General features: G+C 39.0%; 15 protein-coding genes, 1 rRNA gene and 1 riboswitch. Of the genes, 7 read left to right on the top strand and 9 right to left on the bottom strand.

All coding sequences use genetic code 11. From position 1 onward, the window contains the following. Window positions 1–1,191 (top strand): Bcr/CflA family multidrug efflux MFS transporter, encoded by a 1,191-nt coding sequence (locus AC979_RS05955; RefSeq protein ID WP_041918277.1) that lies wholly within the window; start codon window positions 1–3, stop codon window positions 1,189–1,191. 74 nt (window positions 1,192–1,265) lie between these two features. Here AC979_RS05955 and AC979_RS05950 read toward each other — a convergent pair whose 3' ends face one another. The 3 genes from AC979_RS05950 to AC979_RS05940 form a co-directional block, all read right to left on the bottom strand. After that, window positions 1,266–2,705: an alanine/glycine:cation symporter family protein gene (locus AC979_RS05950; protein WP_049373354.1), complete on the bottom strand. Its 1,440-nt coding sequence runs from the start codon at window positions 2,703–2,705 to the stop codon at window positions 1,266–1,268. Between the two features lie 135 nt (window positions 2,706–2,840). Continuing rightward, window positions 2,841–3,758 (bottom strand): N-acetylglucosamine kinase, encoded by a 918-nt coding sequence (nagK, locus tag AC979_RS05945; RefSeq protein ID WP_049373353.1) that lies wholly within the window; start codon window positions 3,756–3,758, stop codon window positions 2,841–2,843. 145 nt (window positions 3,759–3,903) lie between these two features. Beyond that, window positions 3,904–4,629 carry a phosphatase PAP2 family protein gene (locus AC979_RS05940; protein ID WP_049373352.1) on the bottom strand — a complete coding sequence of 242 codons (726 nt, stop codon included), beginning with the start codon at window positions 4,627–4,629 and terminating at the stop codon, window positions 3,904–3,906. Window positions 4,630–4,696: 67 nt separating this feature from the next. On the opposite strand from AC979_RS05940, the gene ribA reads away from it, so the two are divergent. Then, window positions 4,697–5,344, top strand: coding sequence for a GTP cyclohydrolase II (gene ribA / locus AC979_RS05935; RefSeq protein WP_049373351.1), 648 nt, complete (start codon window positions 4,697–4,699; stop codon window positions 5,342–5,344). A 45-nt stretch (window positions 5,345–5,389) separates the two neighbouring features. Here ribA and AC979_RS10495 read toward each other — a convergent pair whose 3' ends face one another. Beyond that, a complete protein-coding gene (locus AC979_RS10495) occupies window positions 5,390–5,533 on the bottom strand; it encodes a hypothetical protein (protein WP_014065561.1) in 144 nt (47 codons plus the stop codon). Window positions 5,534–5,656: 123 nt separating this feature from the next. Then, a riboswitch (PreQ1 riboswitch) is annotated at window positions 5,657–5,701 on the top strand. Between the two features lies 1 nt (window position 5,702). On the opposite strand from AC979_RS10495, the gene queC reads away from it, so the two are divergent. The 5 genes from queC to gltS all read left to right on the top strand — a co-directional run bounded on the left by queC (window position 5,703) and on the right by gltS (window position 13,203). Continuing rightward, window positions 5,703–6,380, top strand: coding sequence for a 7-cyano-7-deazaguanine synthase QueC (gene queC / locus AC979_RS05930; protein ID WP_049373350.1), 678 nt, complete (start codon window positions 5,703–5,705; stop codon window positions 6,378–6,380). A 196-nt stretch (window positions 6,381–6,576) separates the two neighbouring features. Then, the gene (parE, locus tag AC979_RS05925; protein ID WP_049373349.1) at window positions 6,577–8,475 is read left to right on the top strand and encodes a DNA topoisomerase IV subunit B; all 1,899 of its coding nucleotides are present in this window, start codon (window positions 6,577–6,579) and stop codon (window positions 8,473–8,475) included. A 16-nt stretch (window positions 8,476–8,491) separates the two neighbouring features. Beyond that, window positions 8,492–9,685: a copper-containing nitrite reductase gene (gene nirK / locus AC979_RS05920; protein ID WP_049373348.1), complete on the top strand. Its 1,194-nt coding sequence runs from the start codon at window positions 8,492–8,494 to the stop codon at window positions 9,683–9,685. Between the two features lie 11 nt (window positions 9,686–9,696). After that, complete coding sequence (gene parC / locus AC979_RS05915) at window positions 9,697–11,952, top strand: DNA topoisomerase IV subunit A (RefSeq protein ID WP_049373347.1); 2,256 nt, start codon at window positions 9,697–9,699, stop codon at window positions 11,950–11,952. Between the two features lie 36 nt (window positions 11,953–11,988). After that, window positions 11,989–13,203: a sodium/glutamate symporter gene (gltS, locus tag AC979_RS05910; RefSeq protein WP_049373346.1), complete on the top strand. Its 1,215-nt coding sequence runs from the start codon at window positions 11,989–11,991 to the stop codon at window positions 13,201–13,203. A gap of 51 nt (window positions 13,204–13,254) precedes the next feature. Here gltS and mfd read toward each other — a convergent pair whose 3' ends face one another. The 5 genes from mfd to rrf all read right to left on the bottom strand — a co-directional run bounded on the left by mfd (window position 13,255) and on the right by rrf (window position 20,812). Then, window positions 13,255–16,692, bottom strand: coding sequence for a transcription-repair coupling factor (gene mfd / locus AC979_RS05905; RefSeq protein ID WP_049373388.1), 3,438 nt, complete (start codon window positions 16,690–16,692; stop codon window positions 13,255–13,257). Between the two features lie 116 nt (window positions 16,693–16,808). Continuing rightward, window positions 16,809–16,982 (bottom strand): DUF5363 domain-containing protein, encoded by a 174-nt coding sequence (locus tag AC979_RS10450; protein WP_005697264.1) that lies wholly within the window; start codon window positions 16,980–16,982, stop codon window positions 16,809–16,811. After that, window positions 16,979–18,823: a tRNA(Met) cytidine acetyltransferase TmcA gene (locus AC979_RS05900; RefSeq protein ID WP_049373345.1), complete on the bottom strand. Its 1,845-nt coding sequence runs from the start codon at window positions 18,821–18,823 to the stop codon at window positions 16,979–16,981. Before AC979_RS05900 ends, AC979_RS10450 begins: the two co-directional genes overlap by 4 nt. A gap of 3 nt (window positions 18,824–18,826) precedes the next feature. After that, window positions 18,827–20,593 (bottom strand): ATP-binding protein, encoded by a 1,767-nt coding sequence (locus AC979_RS05895; RefSeq protein ID WP_049373344.1) that lies wholly within the window; start codon window positions 20,591–20,593, stop codon window positions 18,827–18,829. 103 nt (window positions 20,594–20,696) lie between these two features. After that, window positions 20,697–20,812, bottom strand: a 5S ribosomal RNA gene (gene rrf / locus AC979_RS05890). Between the last annotated feature and the right edge of the window lie 19 nt (window positions 20,813–20,831).

The following is a 20,831-nucleotide window of genomic DNA, read 5'->3' as shown; positions in this document are numbered from 1 at the left end:
ATGAGCCAAAATATTAAACCTACTTTTATCTTTATCGCCACGCTCGGCATCCTCTCGATGCTACCGCCTTTGGGCGTGGATATGTATATCCCGTCCTTTTTAAATATTGCTGAAGACTTAAATATCAACTCCGAGCAAGTTCAGCACACGCTGACATTCTTTGCTTACGGTATGGCAGCAGGGCAATTATTCTGGGGGCCATTTGGTGATAGTTTTGGTCGTAAACCAATTATTCTATTAGGTGTCATTATTGGTGCTATCACCGCTATTATTTTAACCGGTATCCATTCTATTGGTAGTTTCACTGCTCTGCGTTTCATTCAAGGTTTCTTCGGTGCTGCGCCAGTGGTGCTTTCAGGGGCGTTATTACGAGATTTATTTAGCAAGGATCAACTCTCTCGAGTCATGTCCACCATCACGCTTGTCTTTATGATCGCGCCGCTTGTTGCACCTGTGATTGGCGGATATATTGTGAAGTATTTCCACTGGCACATGATTTTTTATGTGATTGGTACGATGGGATTTCTTGCCGCATTACTCGTCTTTTTCATTATTCCTGAAACCCATAAACAAGAAAACCGTATTCCACTACGCCTAAATATCATTGCTCGTAACTTTATGATGCTTTCAAAACAAAAAGAAGTGTTAGGTTATATGGCGGCCGCCTCTTTTGGATTTGGCGGTTTATTTGCTTTCGTCACTGCAGGGTCTATTGTCTATATCGGTATTTATGGCATCCCTGTCGATGAATTCGGTTATTTCTTTATGATCAATATTGCCATCATGACAACGGCTTCTTACCTCAATGGGAAATTTGTATTGAAATTAGGTGCTGAAACCATGTTACGAATTGGTATTGCAGTACAATTCATATCCGGAATTTGGTTATTTTTAACCGCACTTTTTGATTTCGGTTTTTGGCCAATGGCAATTGGTGTGGCTTTTTTTGTAGGACAAAATCCATTAATCTCATCCAATGCCACAGCCTCTATTCTCGAAAAATTCCCAACGATGGCGGGTACCGCAAATTCATTAATGGGAAGTGTACGTTTTGGTGTAGGTGCGGTGATGGGTTCCTTGGTAGCGAGCTTTAAAATGGAAACCGCGGCACCAATGCTCTATACAATGACAGCTTGCGTGGTCATTTCAGCCCTCTCTTATTACTTCCTGACTTATCGAAATGAACGATAAAGTGCGGTCAATTTTCAGATCAATTTAAAACAATAAAGGCGGGACTCCCCGCCTTTTTCATATTCCATCAAAATTTATTTCCAAATTCGATGATCTAATACTCGTTTTTTAATTTCAGGATAGAGGTCAATTTTAAATTCAGGCTCTTTTCCTGCTTTTAATTGATGCTGATAGTCTTTCATTAACTTCCATACAATTGGGGAAAGTAAAACAATCGCGACTAAGTTAATAATTGCCATCACAGCCATCACAGTGTCTGCAAAATTCCACACAACATTACCTGATTTTACCGAGCCGAAATAAACGAAGAATAATACCGATAAACGGAATATCCATACAAACCACGGTTTATTTTTGATAAAGCGAATGTTACTTTCTGCGTAAGCATAGTTACCGATAATAGAGGAATAAGCGAAAAGCAATAAAATAAAAGCTAAGAAGTGTACGCCAAACTCCCCAACATGATAACGCAATGCGTTTTGCGTTAAGGAAATACTTTTCAGTGTTTCACTGCCATAGTTATCAGAAAGCAGAATAATTACCGCCGTACAAGTACAGACAATCATGGTATCTACAAACACACCAAGCATTTGTACTAAGCCTTGACTAACTGGATGTTTTACATGAGCGGCAGCTGCTGCATTTGGTGCAGAGCCCATCCCCGCTTCATTAGAGAATAATCCACGTTTAATCCCCATCATCATGGCTTTGGAGACTAAAGCACCAAACATACCACCAGCAGCTGATTGGAAAGTAAAAGCACTTTTATAAATATTGGCTATTACCGTCGGAATCATATCAATATGCATACCTAAGATAATTACCGCCATGATTAAATAAAAGAGTGCCATCATCGGTACTACGCTACTAGAAATGGTCGCAATACGTTTTACGCCACCGAAAATAATTGCAGCAGTTAATACCACTAAAACCAGACCTACATATTCACCTTGCCAATCCCAAGCATTTTTAGTTGCTTCTACTATTGAGTTTGCTTGTACTGAATTAAATGCAAAACCAAAAGTAAAAATAAGTGATACCGCAAACGCTACCGCTAAGCAACGTGATTTTAAACCTTGTGTAATATAGTAAGCAGGGCCACCACGGAAAGAACCATCTTTATCTTGAATTTTGAATACCTGTGCTAAAGTCGATTCCGCAAAAGCACTCGACATCCCAATAAATGCCGTTACCCACATCCAGAATACTGCCCCTTCTCCACCAAGTGCAATGGCTGTTGCCACACCACTGATATTACCTACGCCAACTCGACTGGCGAGCCCGGTTGCAAACGCTTGGAATGGCGTTAAAGAATTTCCCTCTGCTGCACGTCCAAACCACATTTCACGTATACTTGTAGGGAAAAGACGTAACTGCACTAACCCTGTAGTAATGGTAAAAAATAGACCTACACCTAATAAAATAACAATGGTGATATTCCATAATGGTTCATCAAAATGTTCGATAACCCATGTCAATCCTTGTTCAATCCAGTTCCCAAATTCTGTCAGCATAAAAACCTCACTAAAAAATCAATATTCTGATTGTAGAGAGACAAAAGAAAAAATCCAGTTTTCTTAAAGAAAAACTGGATTCTTATCCTATAACATAAAATTTATTCAAATTTTCACTGTATTTTTAGATTAAATCTATTCACAGTTTAAAAATAACGCGGCTGCTCCACGAACACCACCGGAATCACCATGTTTAGCTTTTTTGATTGGTGGCACTTTTGCACTACGCATTAAATGAGCAGGCAATGCTTTTGGTAAGGCTTCATAGAGATAATCAAAATTCGATAAACCACCACCGAGCACAATCATATGCGGATCAAATGCCGTGATAATGTTGCCGATAGAAATAGCTGCTAACTCCACAAAAATACGAACAAAATCAACCGCACTTTCCTCTTTCGCATAAAAGCGATCGATAATGTCTTTGGCTGATAACTCTTCCCCTTTTAAATCACGATACAACATTTCAAAGCCGCGACCGGAAATATACGTATCTAAACAGGCATGATTACCACAACCACATTGATAAATAGGTGCTTTATCCCAGCCCAATAATTTTAAGGCATGATAATTTAATTGAAGATGGCCTAACTCCCCTGCCATCCCGACTTGGCCTGAGTGAATTTTGCCATTAATTACAAAACCACCACCAAAGCCCGTCCCTAAAATAAGCCCTAACACAGATGGATATTGGGTATTTTCTTCATCACAGGCTTCCGAGAGTGCAAAACAATTTGCATCATTTTCTGCCCGTACTTCACGATCTAAAACGCGTTCAAGATCGGCTAAAATTGGCTTATTATCTGCAACACGAATATTCGTCACTTCAGCAAGCCCAGTTGTTAAATTAACAAATCCAGGCAAACCTAAACCTACTGTGCCTTTTTCACCAAAGTGGGCATCAGCACGTTCTACTAGCGTTTTGATCGCTTGTAACCAATCTTGATAATCTGTTTGTGGCGTTGGCACGCGCTCGGTATAAAGTTTTTCTAATTTTTCATTAAAAGCAGCCAATTCAATCTTTGTGCCACCGATATCAATACCGTAATACATATTGTCTCCTCAAAAGAGCGGTCAAAATTGTTGGAATGTCTGGACTGTATTTTCCTTGAAATCAAAATGAAAATCCATGATAAAAATCATATTTTCTACAAGCAATAAAAAAGACCGGCTTTATCACTCAAACCGGTCTTTGATGCTATTTATTGTTAAACAAGCCTTTCTTCTGTAAGAAACCAAAAATAATCAAATGAACAATCCATGCCGAAATTATCGCCACAAATAAATCGATAGGATAATGCATTCCAAGGCGCACACGACTAATCAACATTAATACGCCCCAAATTGTCATGGCTCCAATAAGCAATTCCGCTTTAAAAGAACGCTTCCCTAATAATTGGCTAAATCCGACAGCTAACATAAGCCAAGTGGCGGCAAAAATAGAATGACCAGATGGGAAAGAATAACCTGTTTCATCTTCATAATGCGCTTTTAACCAGGCTGGTGTATCCGCTTGTGTTGAATAAAATTTATCCACTAATTTCGCACGCTCTGAACGCTCTTGATGGTAAAAAGCGTCTGTCGTGCTATCTGTTTTTTCCGCTAAATAGACAGTGAAAGGACGCGGCTCAGCAAAAACCGTTTTTAAACCTGTTTTAATCACTTGTGTGGATAATACCGACAAGCCCATTACAATCACGCCCATAATCCACTGTTTACGGTTTTCAAAAAGAAAACGGAAAAGTAAAGCAAACACACCACAGGTAATTAAAGCGTAAGGTACGCTACCGGTTTCGGTTAAAAGATAAAGCCAATAATCCCATTCCATTAATTGGTTGTTTCCATGCCAATGATAAGCAAAACCCCAAACAAAAAATGGTACAAGACAAAGGAATAACGTATATAATGACAGCCTTTTAAACATTGTTGCCTCTTGATAATAAAAATAAAGTGCATATTTTAACAGAATAAAATTGAAAAAAGGATAAGTTATGTCAAAAATCCAATTGGTTGCTCAAGCCAATTTGCCTACCGAATATGGCATATTTAAAATGGTCGGATTTGAATTTCCCGATACAAAAAAAGAGCACGTTGCATTAGTAATGGGGGATATTTCAAACCAAGATGAGCCTGTGCTCGCCCGTATTCATTCTGAATGCTTAACAGGTGATGCATTACACAGTTTAAAATGCGATTGTGGTTTCCAGCTTGCCGCCGCATTACGTCAAATTAGTGAAGCGGGTCGAGGCGTATTGATCTATCATCGTGAAGAAGGGCGAGGCATTGGTTTAATTAATAAAATTCGTGCCTATGCATTACAAGATCAAGGCATGGATACGATTGAAGCCAATCTTGCATTAGGTTTTAAAGCCGATGAACGTAACTTTAATGTATGTGCCGATATGTTTGAATTATTAGGGGTGAAACAAGTGCGCCTGATGACAAACAACCCGCAAAAAGTAGAAACGATGAAAAAAGCGGGCATTAATATCGTAGAACGTGTACCGTTGAATGTGGGTGAAAATCGTTACAACACGAAATACCTTGATACTAAAGCGAAAAAAATGGGACATTATATTGTGCACAATAATGAAGAACATTTAATGGCTTGCCCACATTGCCAAGAAGAAGTAATTTAAACAAAAAAGCCATACAACAGTATGGCTTTTCTTTTGTCAAAACAATTATTGATTAACGCCCCAATGGCGAGTGTCTTTATCAAATTTCATGCCTGAATGAGATCCTTCCGAACCATTAAAATAAACGTCTTTATTTGCGCAAGCTGAAATTACTAATGCACCGATAACAATAAGAATTAATTTTTTCATTGTGTTTACCTTTTTAAAACTAACTTGCCAAAATTGTATCACAACTTCCCCAGCTTTTTCCTGCTTAAATTAGTCCTTTTCTTGCAAAATTTATCTTTGACTTCTACAATACCGCCTCATTTTTAACTTGTAGTTCGCAAACCTCCTACATAAAAAAACTAGGTATTCTATGAATATTTCAAATCCTAATCACAATCGTAAAGCCCTTGTGATCTTCTCAGGTGGACAAGATTCCACAACCTGTTTAATTCAAGCTATTGCCGAATATGGCGTAGAAAATGTGGAAACAGTTACCTTTCAATATGGCCAACGTCACGCTATAGAATTAGAAAAAGCCCGTTGGATCGCCAAAGATCTCGGCGTAAAACAAACGTTGATTGATACGTCTGTCATCAAATCCATTACTCATAATGCCCTAATGGATGCAAATGCAGATATTGAACAAAAAGACGGTAAATTACCGAACACCTTTGTGGATGGCCGCAATGCGCTCTTCTTATTGTATGCCGCGATTTACGCAAAAGGACAAGGTATTAATGACATTATCACGGGTGTATGTGAAACAGATTTCAGTGGTTATCCAGATTGTCGTGATGTGTTTATCAAATCCATGAATGTCACCCTTAATTTAGCCATGGATTATCCGTTCAATTTAAAAACACCGTTAATGTATCTTACCAAAGCACAAACTTGGGCATTAGCCGATGAATTAGGTGCGTTAGATTATATTCGTCAGCATACTCACACTTGTTACGAAGGTGTTGAAGGCGGTTGCGGGGAATGCCCAAGCTGTAAATTGAGAGATAAAGGCTTACAGGAATATTTAGCAATAAAAGCAAAAGCTTAGTATCTCAATAACTCAATCTATAGCAGATTAAATAGGTTCAAATGAATCCAAAGTGCGGTCAAAATTCACGTCAAATTTTGACCGCACTTTTACTTGATATAGTATCCTTCTCTTTTCTCATCTTTAATTTTATAAATGCGTCATTTTTTGATAAAATCACGCTAATTTTTTTATAAATAAGTAACTAATTTTAAAAATGACTACAAATTATTCTGCTCAAGAAATTACGGTTCTGAAAGATCTCGAACCGGTGCAAATTCGCCCCGGCATGTACACGGACACTACCCGTCCAAATCACCTTGCTCAAGAAGTTATCGATAACAGTGTGGATGAAGCCCTTGCGGGTTTTGCCACCAAAGTTGAAGTAATTTTACATGCTGATCAATCGCTTGAAGTTATTGATAATGGACGCGGGATGCCAGTGGACATTCATCCAACGGAAGGCGTTTCTGGTGTGGAAGTGATCTTAACTAAGCTTCATGCAGGCGGTAAATTCTCGAATAAAAACTATGAATTTGCTGGTGGTTTACACGGGGTGGGGATTTCTGTCGTCAATGCCCTTTCTGAACGCGTTGATATTCAAGTTAAACGTAACGGCGAAGTATATAAAATTGCCTTTGAAAATGGCGTAAAAGTAGAAGAATTAGAAGTCATCGGGACTTGTGGCAGACGTACGACCGGCACCACTGTTCACTTCAAACCAAACCCAAAATATTTCGATAGCAAGAATTTTTCTGTTAGTCGTTTACGCCACTTATTGCGTGCGAAAGCCGTGCTTTGTTCAGGCTTAGAGATTAAATTTGTCGATAAAGTGAATAACACCGAAGATGTATGGTGTTATCAAGATGGTTTATCCGATTACTTAACCGAAGCAGTGAATGGTTTTGAAACCTTGCCTGAAAAACCTTTTGTCGGCGAGTTTAAAGGCTCCAAAGAAGCCGTAAGCTGGGCATTATTATGGTTGCCAGAAGGTGGTGAGCTTATTGCAGAAAGCTATGTAAACTTGATTCCAACAGTACAAGGCGGAACACACGTGAATGGTCTTCGCCAAGGTTTGCTCAATGCCATGACTGAATATTGCGAATTCCGCAATAAATTACCACGTGGCGTGAAATTAACTGCAGACGACATTTGGGATCGCTGTGCTTATATTCTTTCACTGAAAATGCAAGATGCTCAATTTGCTGGCCAAACAAAAGAACGTTTATCTTCCCGTCAAAGTGCGGTCTTTGTTGCGGGTGTTTTAAAAGATGCCTTTAGTTTATGGTTGAATCAAAACGTACAGGATGCAGATCGCTTAGCTGAAATGGCGATCAGTTCTGCACAACGTCGTCTGAATGCAGCCAAAAAAGTCGTGCGTAAAAAATTAGTGAGTGGTCCTGCTCTACCAGGTAAATTAGCCGATTGTGCATCACAAAATTTAGAAAAAACCGAATTATTCTTAGTAGAGGGTGACTCTGCGGGTGGATCGGCCAAACAGGCGCGAGATCGTGAATATCAAGCGATCCTGCCGTTACGTGGAAAAATCTTAAATACTTGGGAAGTCGCCAGTGATCAAGTGCTTGGTTCAACGGAAATTCATGATATTGCTGTGGCGCTTGGTATCGATCCTGATAATGAAGACTTATCTCAACTTCGTTACGGGAAAGTCTGTATTTTAGCCGATGCGGACTCTGATGGTTTGCATATCGCCACCCTACTCTGTGCCCTCTTTTTACGTCACTTCCCTAAATTGGTTCAAGATGGACACATTTATGTGGCAATGCCACCACTCTATCGTATCGACTTAGGTAAAGAAGTCTTTTATGCCCTCGATGAAAACGAAAAAGAAGCAATTTTAGAACGCTTAAAAGGTAAAAAAGGCACTTTAAACGTACAACGATTCAAAGGTTTAGGTGAAATGGATCCATCACAATTACGTGAAACCACCATGGATCCGAATACACGCCGTTTAGTTCAATTAACCTATGAGCTAGGCGAAGATCAAGGCGCGGAAACATTAGAATTAATGGATATGTTACTTGCCAAAAAACGAGCGGAAGATCGCAAAAATTGGTTACAAACCAATGGCGACCAAGTGGATTTAGCTGTTTAATTATTTGAGGTCAATCATGAACGAACAACGTCGAGATTTTTTTAAAAACAGTGCACTAGGCCTAGCAACAATTACATTAGGTGCTGGTTTAAGCCTTATTCCTTCTGCTCAAGCAGAAGAAAAAGCCTCAAATACAGCAACCACTGCAGTTGAGAATTTACCAGAGATTGAAGCTGAACTGACGCTTGCGCCAAATGTGCCAAAACCGATTGAGCGTAACTATCCAGCAAAAGTCGTGGTAAAACTGACCGCACTTGAGCAAATTATGGATTTAATGGATGGTGTGCAATTTAAATTTTGGACATTAAATGGTAGCGTGCCTGCGCCGTTTATTCGTGTGCGTGAAGGCGATATGGTGGAAGTGCAACTTTCCAACTCAGCGAGTTCAATGATGCCGCACAGTATCGATTTTCATGCTGCCGCTGTGCCAATGGGGGGCGCTATCGCAAGTGAAACGCCACCAACGCGTACATCAACCTTCCAATTTAGAGCATTGCGTTCGGGCATTTATTTGTACCACTGTGGCAGCCAACCTGTAGATATTCACCTTGCTAAAGGGATGTATGGTTTAGTTTTAGTTGAGCCAAAAGAAGGCTTACCAAAAGTGGATCGCGAATTTTACATTATGCAAAGTGAATTCTATACCAAAGGTGAATTTGGTGATCCTGGTTTGCAACCATTCAGTATGCAAAAAGCCATTGATGAACGCCCTGAATACGTTCTCTTCAACGGTAAAGTCGGTGCAACTATGGATGGAAATGCCTTAAAAGCAAAAACCGGTGAAACCATTCGTCTATTTGTAGGAAATGCAGGACCAAATTTATGCTCTTCTTTCCACTTAATTGGTGCCGTATTTGATAATGTGTATGTGGAAGGCGGTACGCTTGTTAATCATAATGTTCAAACTACCCTGATTCCATCCGGCAGTGCCACCATGGTGGAAACACGAATTGATGTACCTGGCACTTATGTCTTTATGGATCACTCGATTTTCCGTGCTGTAAATAAAGGCACGATGGGACAAATCGTGGTCGAAGGCGAAAAAAATCCGAATATTTATTCCGGAAAACTAAAAGACGAAGCCTTTAAAGAAGCCAATCCACAAAAACCACAACCTGTTCCTTACGAAATTGATAGTCATAAAGGAATGGATATGGGACATTCTCATCATGAACATTCTGATGCGAGTTCCGGTGCAACAAGAAAATAGATTAGAAGAATATGAGCAATATTAACTACGAAGGCATCGAGCAGATGCCACTTCGCACCTTTACAGAAAAGGCTTACCTTAATTATTCAATGTACGTCATCATGGATCGTGCATTGCCTTTTATTGGCGATGGCTTAAAGCCTGTTCAGCGCCGTATTGTCTATGCGATGTCTGAACTGGGTTTAAATGCTGCAGCGAAATTTAAAAAATCTGCGCGTACAGTCGGTGATGTGTTAGGTAAATTCCATCCACACGGCGACTCCGCCTGTTATGAAGCCATGGTATTAATGGCTCAGCCCTTTTCTTACCGTTATCCGTTAGTGGATGGGCAAGGAAACTGGGGGGCACCAGATGATCCTAAATCATTCGCCGCAATGCGTTATACGGAGTCTCGCCTGTCCAAAATTTCTGAAATTCTATTATCTGAATTAGGCCAAGGCACCGTTGATTTCCAACCAAACTTTGATGGCACTTTAGAAGAACCACAATATTTGCCTGCACGTTTACCTCATATTCTGTTAAACGGCACCACCGGAATTGCCGTCGGGATGGCAACCGATATTCCACCACACAATATTAATGAAGTGGCGGATGCAGCGGTCCTGCTATTAGATAATCCAAAAGCAGGATTAGATGATGTACTCAATATCATTCAAGGCCCAGATTTTCCAACTGAAGCGGAAATTATTTCGCCAAAAGATGATATTCGCAAAATGTATGAAACTGGTCGTGGTTCTATCAAAATGCGTGCAACATGGCATAAAGAAGACGGTGAAATCATCATTAGCGCACTTCCTCATCAATCTTCACCCTCTAAAATCATTGCACAAATTGCTGAGCAAATGACGGCGAAAAAATTGCCTATGGTAGAAGATATTCGTGATGAGGCGGATTATGAAAATCCTGTGCGTATTGTACTTGTACCTCGTTCAAATCGCGTTGACACGGATGCCTTGATGGCGCATTTATTTGCGACGACGGATCTCGAAAAAAGCTATCGTGTGAATATGAATATGATCGGACTTGATCATAAACCAGCTGTGAAAGGTCTACTTCAAGTTCTTACCGAATGGCTGACATTCCGTCGTACAACAGTAACGCGTCGTTTACAACATCGTTTAGATAAAGTACTCGCTCGTTTACACATTTTAGACGGCTTGATGATTGCCTTCCTCAATATTGATGAAGTGATTGAAATTATTCGTACTGAAGATGAACCTAAACAAGTTTTAATGGCTCGCTTTAACTTAAGTGATGAACAAGCAGAAGCCATTTTAAACTTACGTTTGCGCCATTTAGCCAAATTAGAAGAACATCAATTACAAGCTGAAAAAGATAAACTCGAAGAAGAGCGGTCAAATTTAGAGTTAATTTTAGGATCTGAGCGTCGCTTAAATACCTTGATCAAAAAAGAAATTCAAGAAGATGCGAAAAAATACGCCAGCCCTAGAATGTCTCAATTAGTTGAGCGTGAAGAAGCGAAAGCCATTTCTGAAAGTGAAATGACTCCTGCTGAACCCGTTACCGTCATCTTATCTGAAATGGGCTGGGTTCGTTGTGCGAAAGGTCATGATATTGATCCAGAAGGATTAAGCTATAAAGCAGGCGATAAATATCTAGCACACGCTTGCGGTAAAAGTAATCAGCCCGTAATCTTTATTGATAGCACTGGTCGTAGCTACGCTTTAGATCCATTAAGCTTGCCTTCTGCGCGTTCACAAGGTGAACCACTCACCGGTAAACTTACATTACCGGCCGGTGCGACCATTGAACAAGTTATTATGGAACCTGAAAAACAAGAATTATTGATGGCATCAGATGCAGGATACGGTTTTATTTGCAAATTTGAAGATTTAATTGCACGTAATAAAGCTGGAAAAGCCTTGATTTCTTTGCCAGAAAATGCGAAAGTCTTGAAACCTGAGAAACTTTCCGAGTCGGCCTCACTTCTTGTGTCCCTCACTTCAGCGGGTCGAATGCTGATTTTTCCGGTACGGGATTTACCGGCATTATCAAAAGGGAAAGGCAACAAAATCATCAGTATTCCAGCAGCGAATGCAAAAGCGCGGTCAGAATTATTGGTGAAATTGTTCTTAATTTCAGAGCAAGCCAGCCTTGAGTTCCATTCCGGTAAACGAAAAATCACATTAAAACCGGAAGATCTGCAAAAATTCCGTGCGGAACGCGGCAGAAAGGGCTCCCAATTACCACGTGGATTACATAGTAATGTTGACATTGTGGTGGTTGAACCTGAACACAACTCATAAGAATTCTCGAAACCAAACTAAATAGGAGGATATTTCGTGAATATTGTTTTTGATACCTATCAAACACTTGCTTTAGCAAGTTTTGTATTATTACTCGGTTTTTTTCTAGTAAAACGCATTCGAGTTTTACAAACATTTAATATCCCTGAGCCTGTTGTTGGCGGCTTTATTGTGGCTATTGCATTAACCATTTTATACAAAGTAAATGGCACTTCATTCACTTTTGAGAAAAGCTTACAAACATCTATGATGTTGGTATTCTTCTCCTCTATCGGTTTAAGTGCAAACTTTGCTCGCTTAATTAAAGGCGGAAAACCATTAGTTATCTTCCTATTGGCGGCAGCAATACTCATTGTTTGCCAAAATGTCATCGGTATTTTAGGTACTGAATTATTAGGCATTGATCCTGCTTACGGCTTACTTGCTGGTTCAGTTACCCTAACCGGTGGTCATGGTACAGGTGCGGCATGGGCAGAAACATTCACTAAAGAATTTAATCTACCGGCTGCGACAGAAATCGCTATGGCGTGTGCTACATTCGGTTTAGTCTTTGGTGGTATCTTAGGTGGTCCAGTATCTCGTTATTTATTAAATCATCAAAAACAAGGTGAGAACCCAGAAAATGATGAAGTAGATGACGTACAAGAAGCATTTGAGCACCCAACTTATAAACGTAAAATCAATGCGCGTTCAATCATTGAAACCATCGCTATGCTTTCTTTATGTTTACTCATTGGTCAATACTTAGATGGTTTAACAAAAGGTACTCACATTCAATTACCTACATTCGTATGGTGTTTGTTTACAGGCGTAATCATTCGCAACAGCTTAACCCACTTATTCAAATTCCAAGTGGCTGATTCAGCGATTGACGTATTAGGTAGCGTAGGTTTATCTATCTTCTTAGCGATTGCTTTAATGTCTCTCAAACTTTGGGAATTAGCAGGTCTTGCAACAGATGTATTAGTTATCTTAGCGGTTCAAGTTGTCTTCATGGCTTTCTTCGCTATCTACGTCACATACCGTATGATGGGTAAAGATTATGATGCGATTGTATTAAGTGCGGGTCACTGTGGTTTCGGTCTCGGCGCAACACCAACAGCCGTTGCTAACATGCAAGCGATTACCAGTCGTTTCGGGCCATCTCACAAAGCGTTCTTAATCGTACCAATGGTAGGGGCATTCTTTATCGACTTATTAAATGCCGGTATCTTAAAAATGTTCTTAAGCGTTGTTGAAGCGCTTCACTAATAAAACGTGAAAAAGAAAGGCTGACATTTTGTCAGCCTTTTTATTTACTTGCTACTCAGTAAGTGTCTTCACTAAATCCATCACAAATTCTAACCGCACTTTGTTTTCTGGAAGAGCTTTCACAAACTTAAATTTCAATGGACCATCAAAGCGATAAACAATTGGATTTTGTTGAATTAATTTAATGAATTTTTCTGGATCAACTTTTGCTGAAGGAGAGAATTCAATAAAGCCACCTTGAGCCCCTGCATCGATTTTCAGTACTTTTAATGGTTTCACCATTAAACGCATTTCAGCAATTTGTAAAAGATTTTTAGTTGCTTCAGGTAATAAGCCAAAACGATCAATCAATTCAACTTTTAATTCATCTAACTCTTGTTTGCTTTCTGCTGCTGCAATGCGTTTATAGAACGACAAACGCATATTCACATCGCCCAGATAATCCTCAGGCAATAGGGCTGGAACACGTAACTCAATTTCGGCTTGTTGATGTGTAATCTCTTCTAATGAAGGCTCTCTCCCCTCTTTTAAGGCTTTCACTGCTGCATCGAGCAATTCCATATAAAGTGAGAAACCGATGCTTTCAATTTGCCCACTTTGTTCATTCCCTAATAATTCACCTGCACCGCGAATTTCTAAATCGTGCGTCGCAAGAATGAAACCTGCACCTAAATTATCTAAACTTTCTAATGCCTCTAAACGACGTTTCGCATCTTTCGTCATTAATTTCAGCGGCGGTGTAAGTAAATAGGCATAAGCTTGGTGGTGAGAACGTCCTACTCGACCACGCAACTGGTGAAGCTGTGCCAAGCCAAAATTATCTGCACGTTCAATAATAATCGTATTTGCCGTTGGTACATCAATCCCCGTTTCAATAATAGTGGAACAAACTAATACGTTATAACGTTGATGATAAAAATCACTCATCACGCGTTCAAGTTCACGTTCTCGCATTTGACCATGACCAATCACGACTCGAGCTTCTGGTACAAGTGCGGTCAGTTTTTCTGCCGTATTTTCAATACTCGCCACATCATTATGTAAATAATAAACTTGCCCGCCACGCAAAATCTCACGCAGAATCGCTTCACGAATAATTAAATCATCTTTCTGGCGAACAAACGTTTTGATACTCACTCGACGAGCCGGTGGTGTCGCAATAATAGAAAGATCGCGAATACCATTCATCGCCATATTCAAAGTGCGAGGAATTGGTGTTGCGGTAAGCGTTAAAATATCAATATTCGCTCGAAGTTGTTTAATTTTTTCTTTTTGTCCCACACCAAAGCGATGTTCTTCATCAATGATGAGTAAGCCAAGATCAGAAAACTTCACATCGGATTGAATTAATTTATGGGTTCCAATCAGAATATCGACTTTTCTTTCGGCTAAATTTTCTAAGATTTGTTTTTGCTCTTTAGCTGTTTTAAAGCGAGAAAGTACTTCCACATTAACCGGAAGATTAGCAAAACGATCTTTAAAATTCTCGTAATGCTGTTGCGCTAACAAGGTTGTCGGAACCAATACAGCCACTTGTTTATGGTTCATGACCGCCAAAAATGCGGCTCGCATCGCTACTTCAGTCTTCCCAAAACCTACATCACCACAAACCAAACGATCCATCGCTTTAGGTTGGCACATATCCGAAATGACGGCATTAATTGCCATGGCTTGATCATGTGTCTCCTCAAAAGGGAAGGTTGCAGCAAATTGCTGGAACTCCTCACGATCATATTTAAATTCAAAGCCTTTTTTTACTTCTCGCTGAGCATACACATCAAGTAATTCAGCAGCCACATCACGAATTTTTTCAGCGGCCTTTTGACGCGTTTTCGCCCACGATTCATTACCTAATTTATGCAATGGTGCGGTTTCATCTGAACCACCTACATAACGACTAATTAAATGAAGAGAACCAACAGGCACATAAAGTTTGGATTCATTCGCATAATTGATCAGCAAATATTCCGCTTTTAAACCACCTGTATCAAGCGTGACTAACCCACCGTAACGCCCCACACCATGATCTAAATGCACCACAGGCTGCCCAATTTTTAATTCTGCCAGATTACGCACTAAGGTATCTGGATTCACAGCCTTACGTTTATCACGCTGACGTTGCTGTACCCGCTCACCTAAAATTTCATGTTCAGTAATGATGGCTAATTTAGCCTCATCAAGAATAAAACCTTGCTCAAGACGACTTACCCAAAGATTAAACTTGTCTTGATTGGCTTCAGATAAGGTTTTAATCTGTTTAGGTTTAATTTTTAATGGTGAAAGTAAATCCAGTAAAGTTTCACGTCGTCCTTCAGTTTCAACCGAAAATAAAACATTTCCTTTAAAATGCTCAATAAACTGACGAAGTTGCGATAACGGTTCTTTTTGCTGTGATTGAATGGTCACTGCTGGTAATGCGGACACCGCTAAATTTTTCTGACGAACAGATGACCGCACTTTTTCTGCTTTAAAATTAATTTTAGGATAATTTTTTAATGCATGATTTACCGCATCAATGCTTAGCCACAAACGTTCTGGAGGCAAAAGAGGACGCATAGGATCGACTTTACGATGCTCATAACGCTGTTTAGCATCAAGATAAAAACGTTCACCTTGTGCTTGATTTGTTTCCATATCCACAAACAACGTTTTTTCGGGCAAGTAATCAAACAACGTTGCCATTTCATCAAAGAATAACGGTTGCCAATATTCAATCCCTGAAATTAATGTACCTTTACTGATTTGCTGATAAATATGTTCTGGATCACGACGAATTTCACCAAAGGTTTCTCTAAATTGTGTGCGAAAAAACTCAATACCTTTCTCATCTGTTGGAAATTCGTGTGCAGGTAATAAATTAATAGATTGAATTTCATCTAACGTTCGTTGCGTATCAACATCAAAAGTACGAATCGAATCAATTTCATCATCAAAAAAATCTAAGCGAAATGGAACCGCACTTCCCATTGGGAAAAGATCTAAAAGTGATCCGCGCACAGCATATTCACCATGTTCAAGTACTTGCTCTACGGAACGATATCCAGCTGACTCTAATTGTAATCGCAATTTTTCAATAACAAGACAGTCGCCTTTTTTAATCAAAAGGACATTATGCTGTAGATATTTCGGCGGGCACACACGTTGCATTAATGTGCTAATCGGTAAAACAAAGATACCTTTTTTAGTATTTTGCAAATAAAATAGCGCACTTAAACGAGAAGAAATAATTTCTTGATGAGGCGAAAAAGAATCGTAAGGCAACGTTTCCCAATCTGGAAAAAACTGAACGGGCTGAGAAGTTAAATCTGGTAAAACTTGTGATAAACGAACCGCACTTTTAGTATCTGGTGTCACTACCACTGTTAATCCATCATATTGCTCAGCAATTTCACTGACAGCAAGTGCATCAACCCCCGTTAATACGTTGCCAAGAATTTTATGGTCATTTGGCTGAGTGGGAATATCAAAATTAAAATAGGTTGTTTTCATACGTGCGGTCAATTTTATCTCATTTTTTATTTGAACAGCGAGTTAGTTTAGCAAATTCACTCTACTTTTCAATAATTATCTGTATAAAAAAACAGGGTTGATTAACCCTGTTTCTCCTATTTTTTGAGTGGTTCAAGTGGCTTCTCTTTTTTTACATGCCCATCATCATCGAATTCGATACGTGGCATACAGCCTCTACAAGAGCCTTTATCTAAACCAAGCTCTTTACAAAACTTATTATATTCATCTACGGCTTTGCGAAACCAACCTTTTTTTTCTTGTTCGCTCATCTTGCCTCCTTTTTTAATTTTTGTGCAATTTCCGAACGTAATAATTTTACCCCATTTTTCTTGTTATAGGGTATCTGTTTTGTGATGAAATAATCTCGCATTAAAGGACAATCTTTTTCATCTAAATTCATTAAAAATCGACGAATTGCCGGCAAAGCGGAAGCTAAAGTGCGGTGAAAATAAGCGAAGTTTTTTAGGCTTAACCAATCTTCATCAAGCAATTCCCAATCTACTGATGTGGTATTAAATTCCTGAGCAAGTGGATGGAAAGACAAAGGCATATTCCGTTGAAAAGATTGCTTTGCTTCTCTTTCTAATTCAATCCCTTGTGCAGAAAGCCCTTTTAAAGCAATAGCTGAATAACAACCACTACTCGCCTCTAAATGCTCGCCTAAATGAACAAGAAAAAAACCACATTTCAGCCAAAATTGAGCCAGTTCTTTGGTATAACCGAAACTCACTGATAAATAATCCACATCAGAATTTTGTATAATATATTCAATGAGTTGTGTCCCAATACCATGCTGCTGCCACATAGGCTGAACAGCAATTCTCGAAATGCGTAAAGAATGCAATTCACAACCCTTTTGTAGCTGAGCATGAAAACAAAGTGCTTGCGGGACGAGATTGCCTTTCGGGCGTCTACTCCCTTGTTGAATCGCTTCAATGAGGGCTGCATCTTCAATCCCACCTTCTTTTAACGCCCAAACTGCACCTAGTAAATCTTGTTTATTTTCAGCGGTAAAAAAACGCTGCGCATTAGCATCAAACAATCGTCGTAGATCTAATGGTGATGTACGATAATGAGCTAATGTCATCAAGCCATAGAATTGAGACAATGAAGAAAGTATTTCCTCTTGTGATCGTTCAGTAATTTGGCATATTTTGCTTTTATCATATGGTGTTTGTTTAAACTCATCCTCTACATTCAATAATAAAAGTTCATCAATAAATGCCTCTAAAGCGTCATCTTTCGACCAACGTAGCGGTTCAATAAGCTCAAAGTCAGAAAAAGTGCGGTTAATTTTTTGCTTAAATTTAAGCTCAAAGCCTCGTCCGGTTCCCTCATAACTATGAATGGTTGTCGTAAATAAAATATGCTTAAAATGGTGGGAGAAAGTAGCAAGTTGAGCAATCGGCAGCATTGCCGCTTCATCAACCAAAAGCCACGCATTTTCAGAAAAAGAAGGATCATTTTGCAAAGCAAGGAAAAGCTCATCTGGTGCAATAAAGATAATCTCTTTTTGTGAAAATTCAGCCAAAATTTTAACCGCACTTTTATTCGGTGCAGTGAGGTAAATTTTAGTATCCAGTTGATTCGCTAATAAGCCTGCTAGAGCTGATTTCCCTCTTCCTCGTTTGGCAGTAAGAAAGTAGAGTTCAGATTCTTTTTTTAGGATTTGCTCAATGATTTTCTGCTGATCTAAGGTCGCATTGTGATTTACAAATAACTGCTGAAAAGTGCGGTCAAATTTTAAATCATTTTGATGATAAAGGACGGGAAAACCATATTTATGAATACAATGCTTAAAATATGCAATAAATCTTGGCGTCGTAATTGCCTCAAGCGAACCTGACCAACGAAGACTATCTTCGTCTATTTGGAAATGAAGTTTCTCCCAATTTGATAGCAAGACAATTAAGGCACCATTCATTTTCAATGTACCGGCCGCAATGGCGAGCGCCTCTAAATGGATACCTTTTCGTGCATCAAACAAGATCGTCTCAAACTCTTGCCCAAGAAGATTTTGAATTTTAGAAAACTCATTAATGATCAAGGTATTTGCCGGCAAATTAGACGGCATATTCTCACTGATCAAAATTTGAAAATGACGTGTCATGAATTATTTTTCTAAATATGCTTCTAATTCAGCTACATTTTGAAACCATTCATTACTGAGTTGCTTTATCCATAAAGCAATATCAGATGCCCAATTAGGTAATGACGTGTCTTGAGCCTGTTTTGCGATATTTTGAATATTAACAAGCCCTACTGATGCTGCTGCGCCTTTTATTTTATGTGCCACATCTGACACCATTTGTTGCATATCTGCGTTTGCAAGATAATCTTCATACGCCGTTTCTAATTCATCTAAATAAATTGGCATCCACTGTTTGAATAACTCCACATTAGCTTTAGCTTGTGATTTTCCAATTAACTCAATAAGTGAAATATTAATACCTTCTTGAACTTGAGGGAGCTCTTCTTCATCAGAGGTAGTCTCGATATCATCTCCTAAGAATGTTTTAAAACACTGACGTAATTCCGTTAGAGAAAGAGGCTTACGCAACACGCCATCCATACCCTGATTTTGATATTCCTCTTCGCTGTGCATAACGTTTGCCGTAAAAGCAATTAAAGGTGGAAGAAAATCATAAATCCCTTCTTCATAGTTTTTACGTAAATAGTATGCAATATCAAAGCCTGACATATCTGGTAACTTAATATCAAGAAAAACAATATCATAAGTATTTTTCTCAAATAATTGGATAGCCTGTTCACCATTCATCGCTACATCAACATAATGACCTTGCTTTTCAAGAATACTTTTGGCTACAACCACATTCAATTCAACGTCTTCTACTAATAAAATAGAAAGATGCTGCATGGCTTTTTCAGCATTACCATCATGAGCCTGAGCTTTTTCTGCAATGATCGTTAAGTAAAAGGTTGAACCTTTGTTCAATTCACTTTCAACCGTTAAATCCCCTTTCATTAATTGAGCTAAATTCTTAGAAATTGCAAGACCAATGCCACTTCCCGCAGAACGATGAATATTATCTTTAACCTGATAGTACATGGTAAAAATCTTATCTAATTCGCAAGGTGCAATTCCTGCCCCCGTATCAGTAACACTAAATTGATACTGATTATCTTGCATTTTCTGCACCCTTAAAATAACGTCACCTTTGTCTGTGAATTTGACGGCATTACTAATTAAATTCCAAAGAATTTGGCTAAGGCGAGCACGATCGAGATAAAGCCAATTAGGTAAATTATCATCTAGCTTTAAAGAGAATTTTAGCCCCTTTTGCTCCGCCATCAAGGTACCAAAATTATAGAAATCATTAAGTAGTGAATGGAAATCGCAAGGCTGGATATTTAATTCAATGCGCTTAGAGTCGATCTTATCTAAATCAATAATATCACTGAAAATATGGCCTAAACTGACCGCACTTAGATTAATTGTATTGAGGTAATTTTGTTGTTGCTCTGTTAATTTATCATCCAATAGAATTCGACTAAGACCAATGATCCCATTTAAAGGCGTACGTAACTCATGGCTAATTGTTGCCAGTAAGGTACTTTTATCACGACTATTTTTTTCTAATCGAGCAAGCGTTTTAGACAGTTCTAAACGGGAACGTTCTAGTCGTTCAACAAGTAGCGTAAAGAAATAAATAACAAAAGGCGCAGTAAATAAACCAAAAGTGATTGAGCGAGCAATATCACTCCAGTGAATACCATCACTAAGAAGCGTGCTTAATAAGATTTGTATACAGATAGCTAAAATCGCAAGAATAGCGATACCAAGTAAAGAGAAACGAACTCGACCTAATCGAATAACCCAATCAACATAACGTTGCGCAAAATATCTAAAGTTTTTCATGGTTTATATTGAGAAATAAAAATTGAGATCATTCTATATAATTTTTAATAAAAATCTATAAACAAAAACCCCAAGCCATTCAGCTCGGGGTTCTATATTCAGTACCTGGCGGTGTCCTACTCTCACATGGGGAAGCCCCACACTACCATCGGCGCATCGGCGTTTCACTTCTGAGTTCGGTATGGGGTCAGGTGGGACCACCGCTCTATCGCCGCCAGGATTATTCCTTTAATAACTT

Origin of the sequence: Parahaemophilus parainfluenzae, from assembly GCF_001053575.1 — a bacterium.
GTDB lineage: Bacteria > Pseudomonadota > Gammaproteobacteria > Enterobacterales > Pasteurellaceae > Haemophilus_D > Haemophilus_D parainfluenzae_S.
This window is presented reverse-complemented; position numbering and strand designations above follow the sequence as displayed.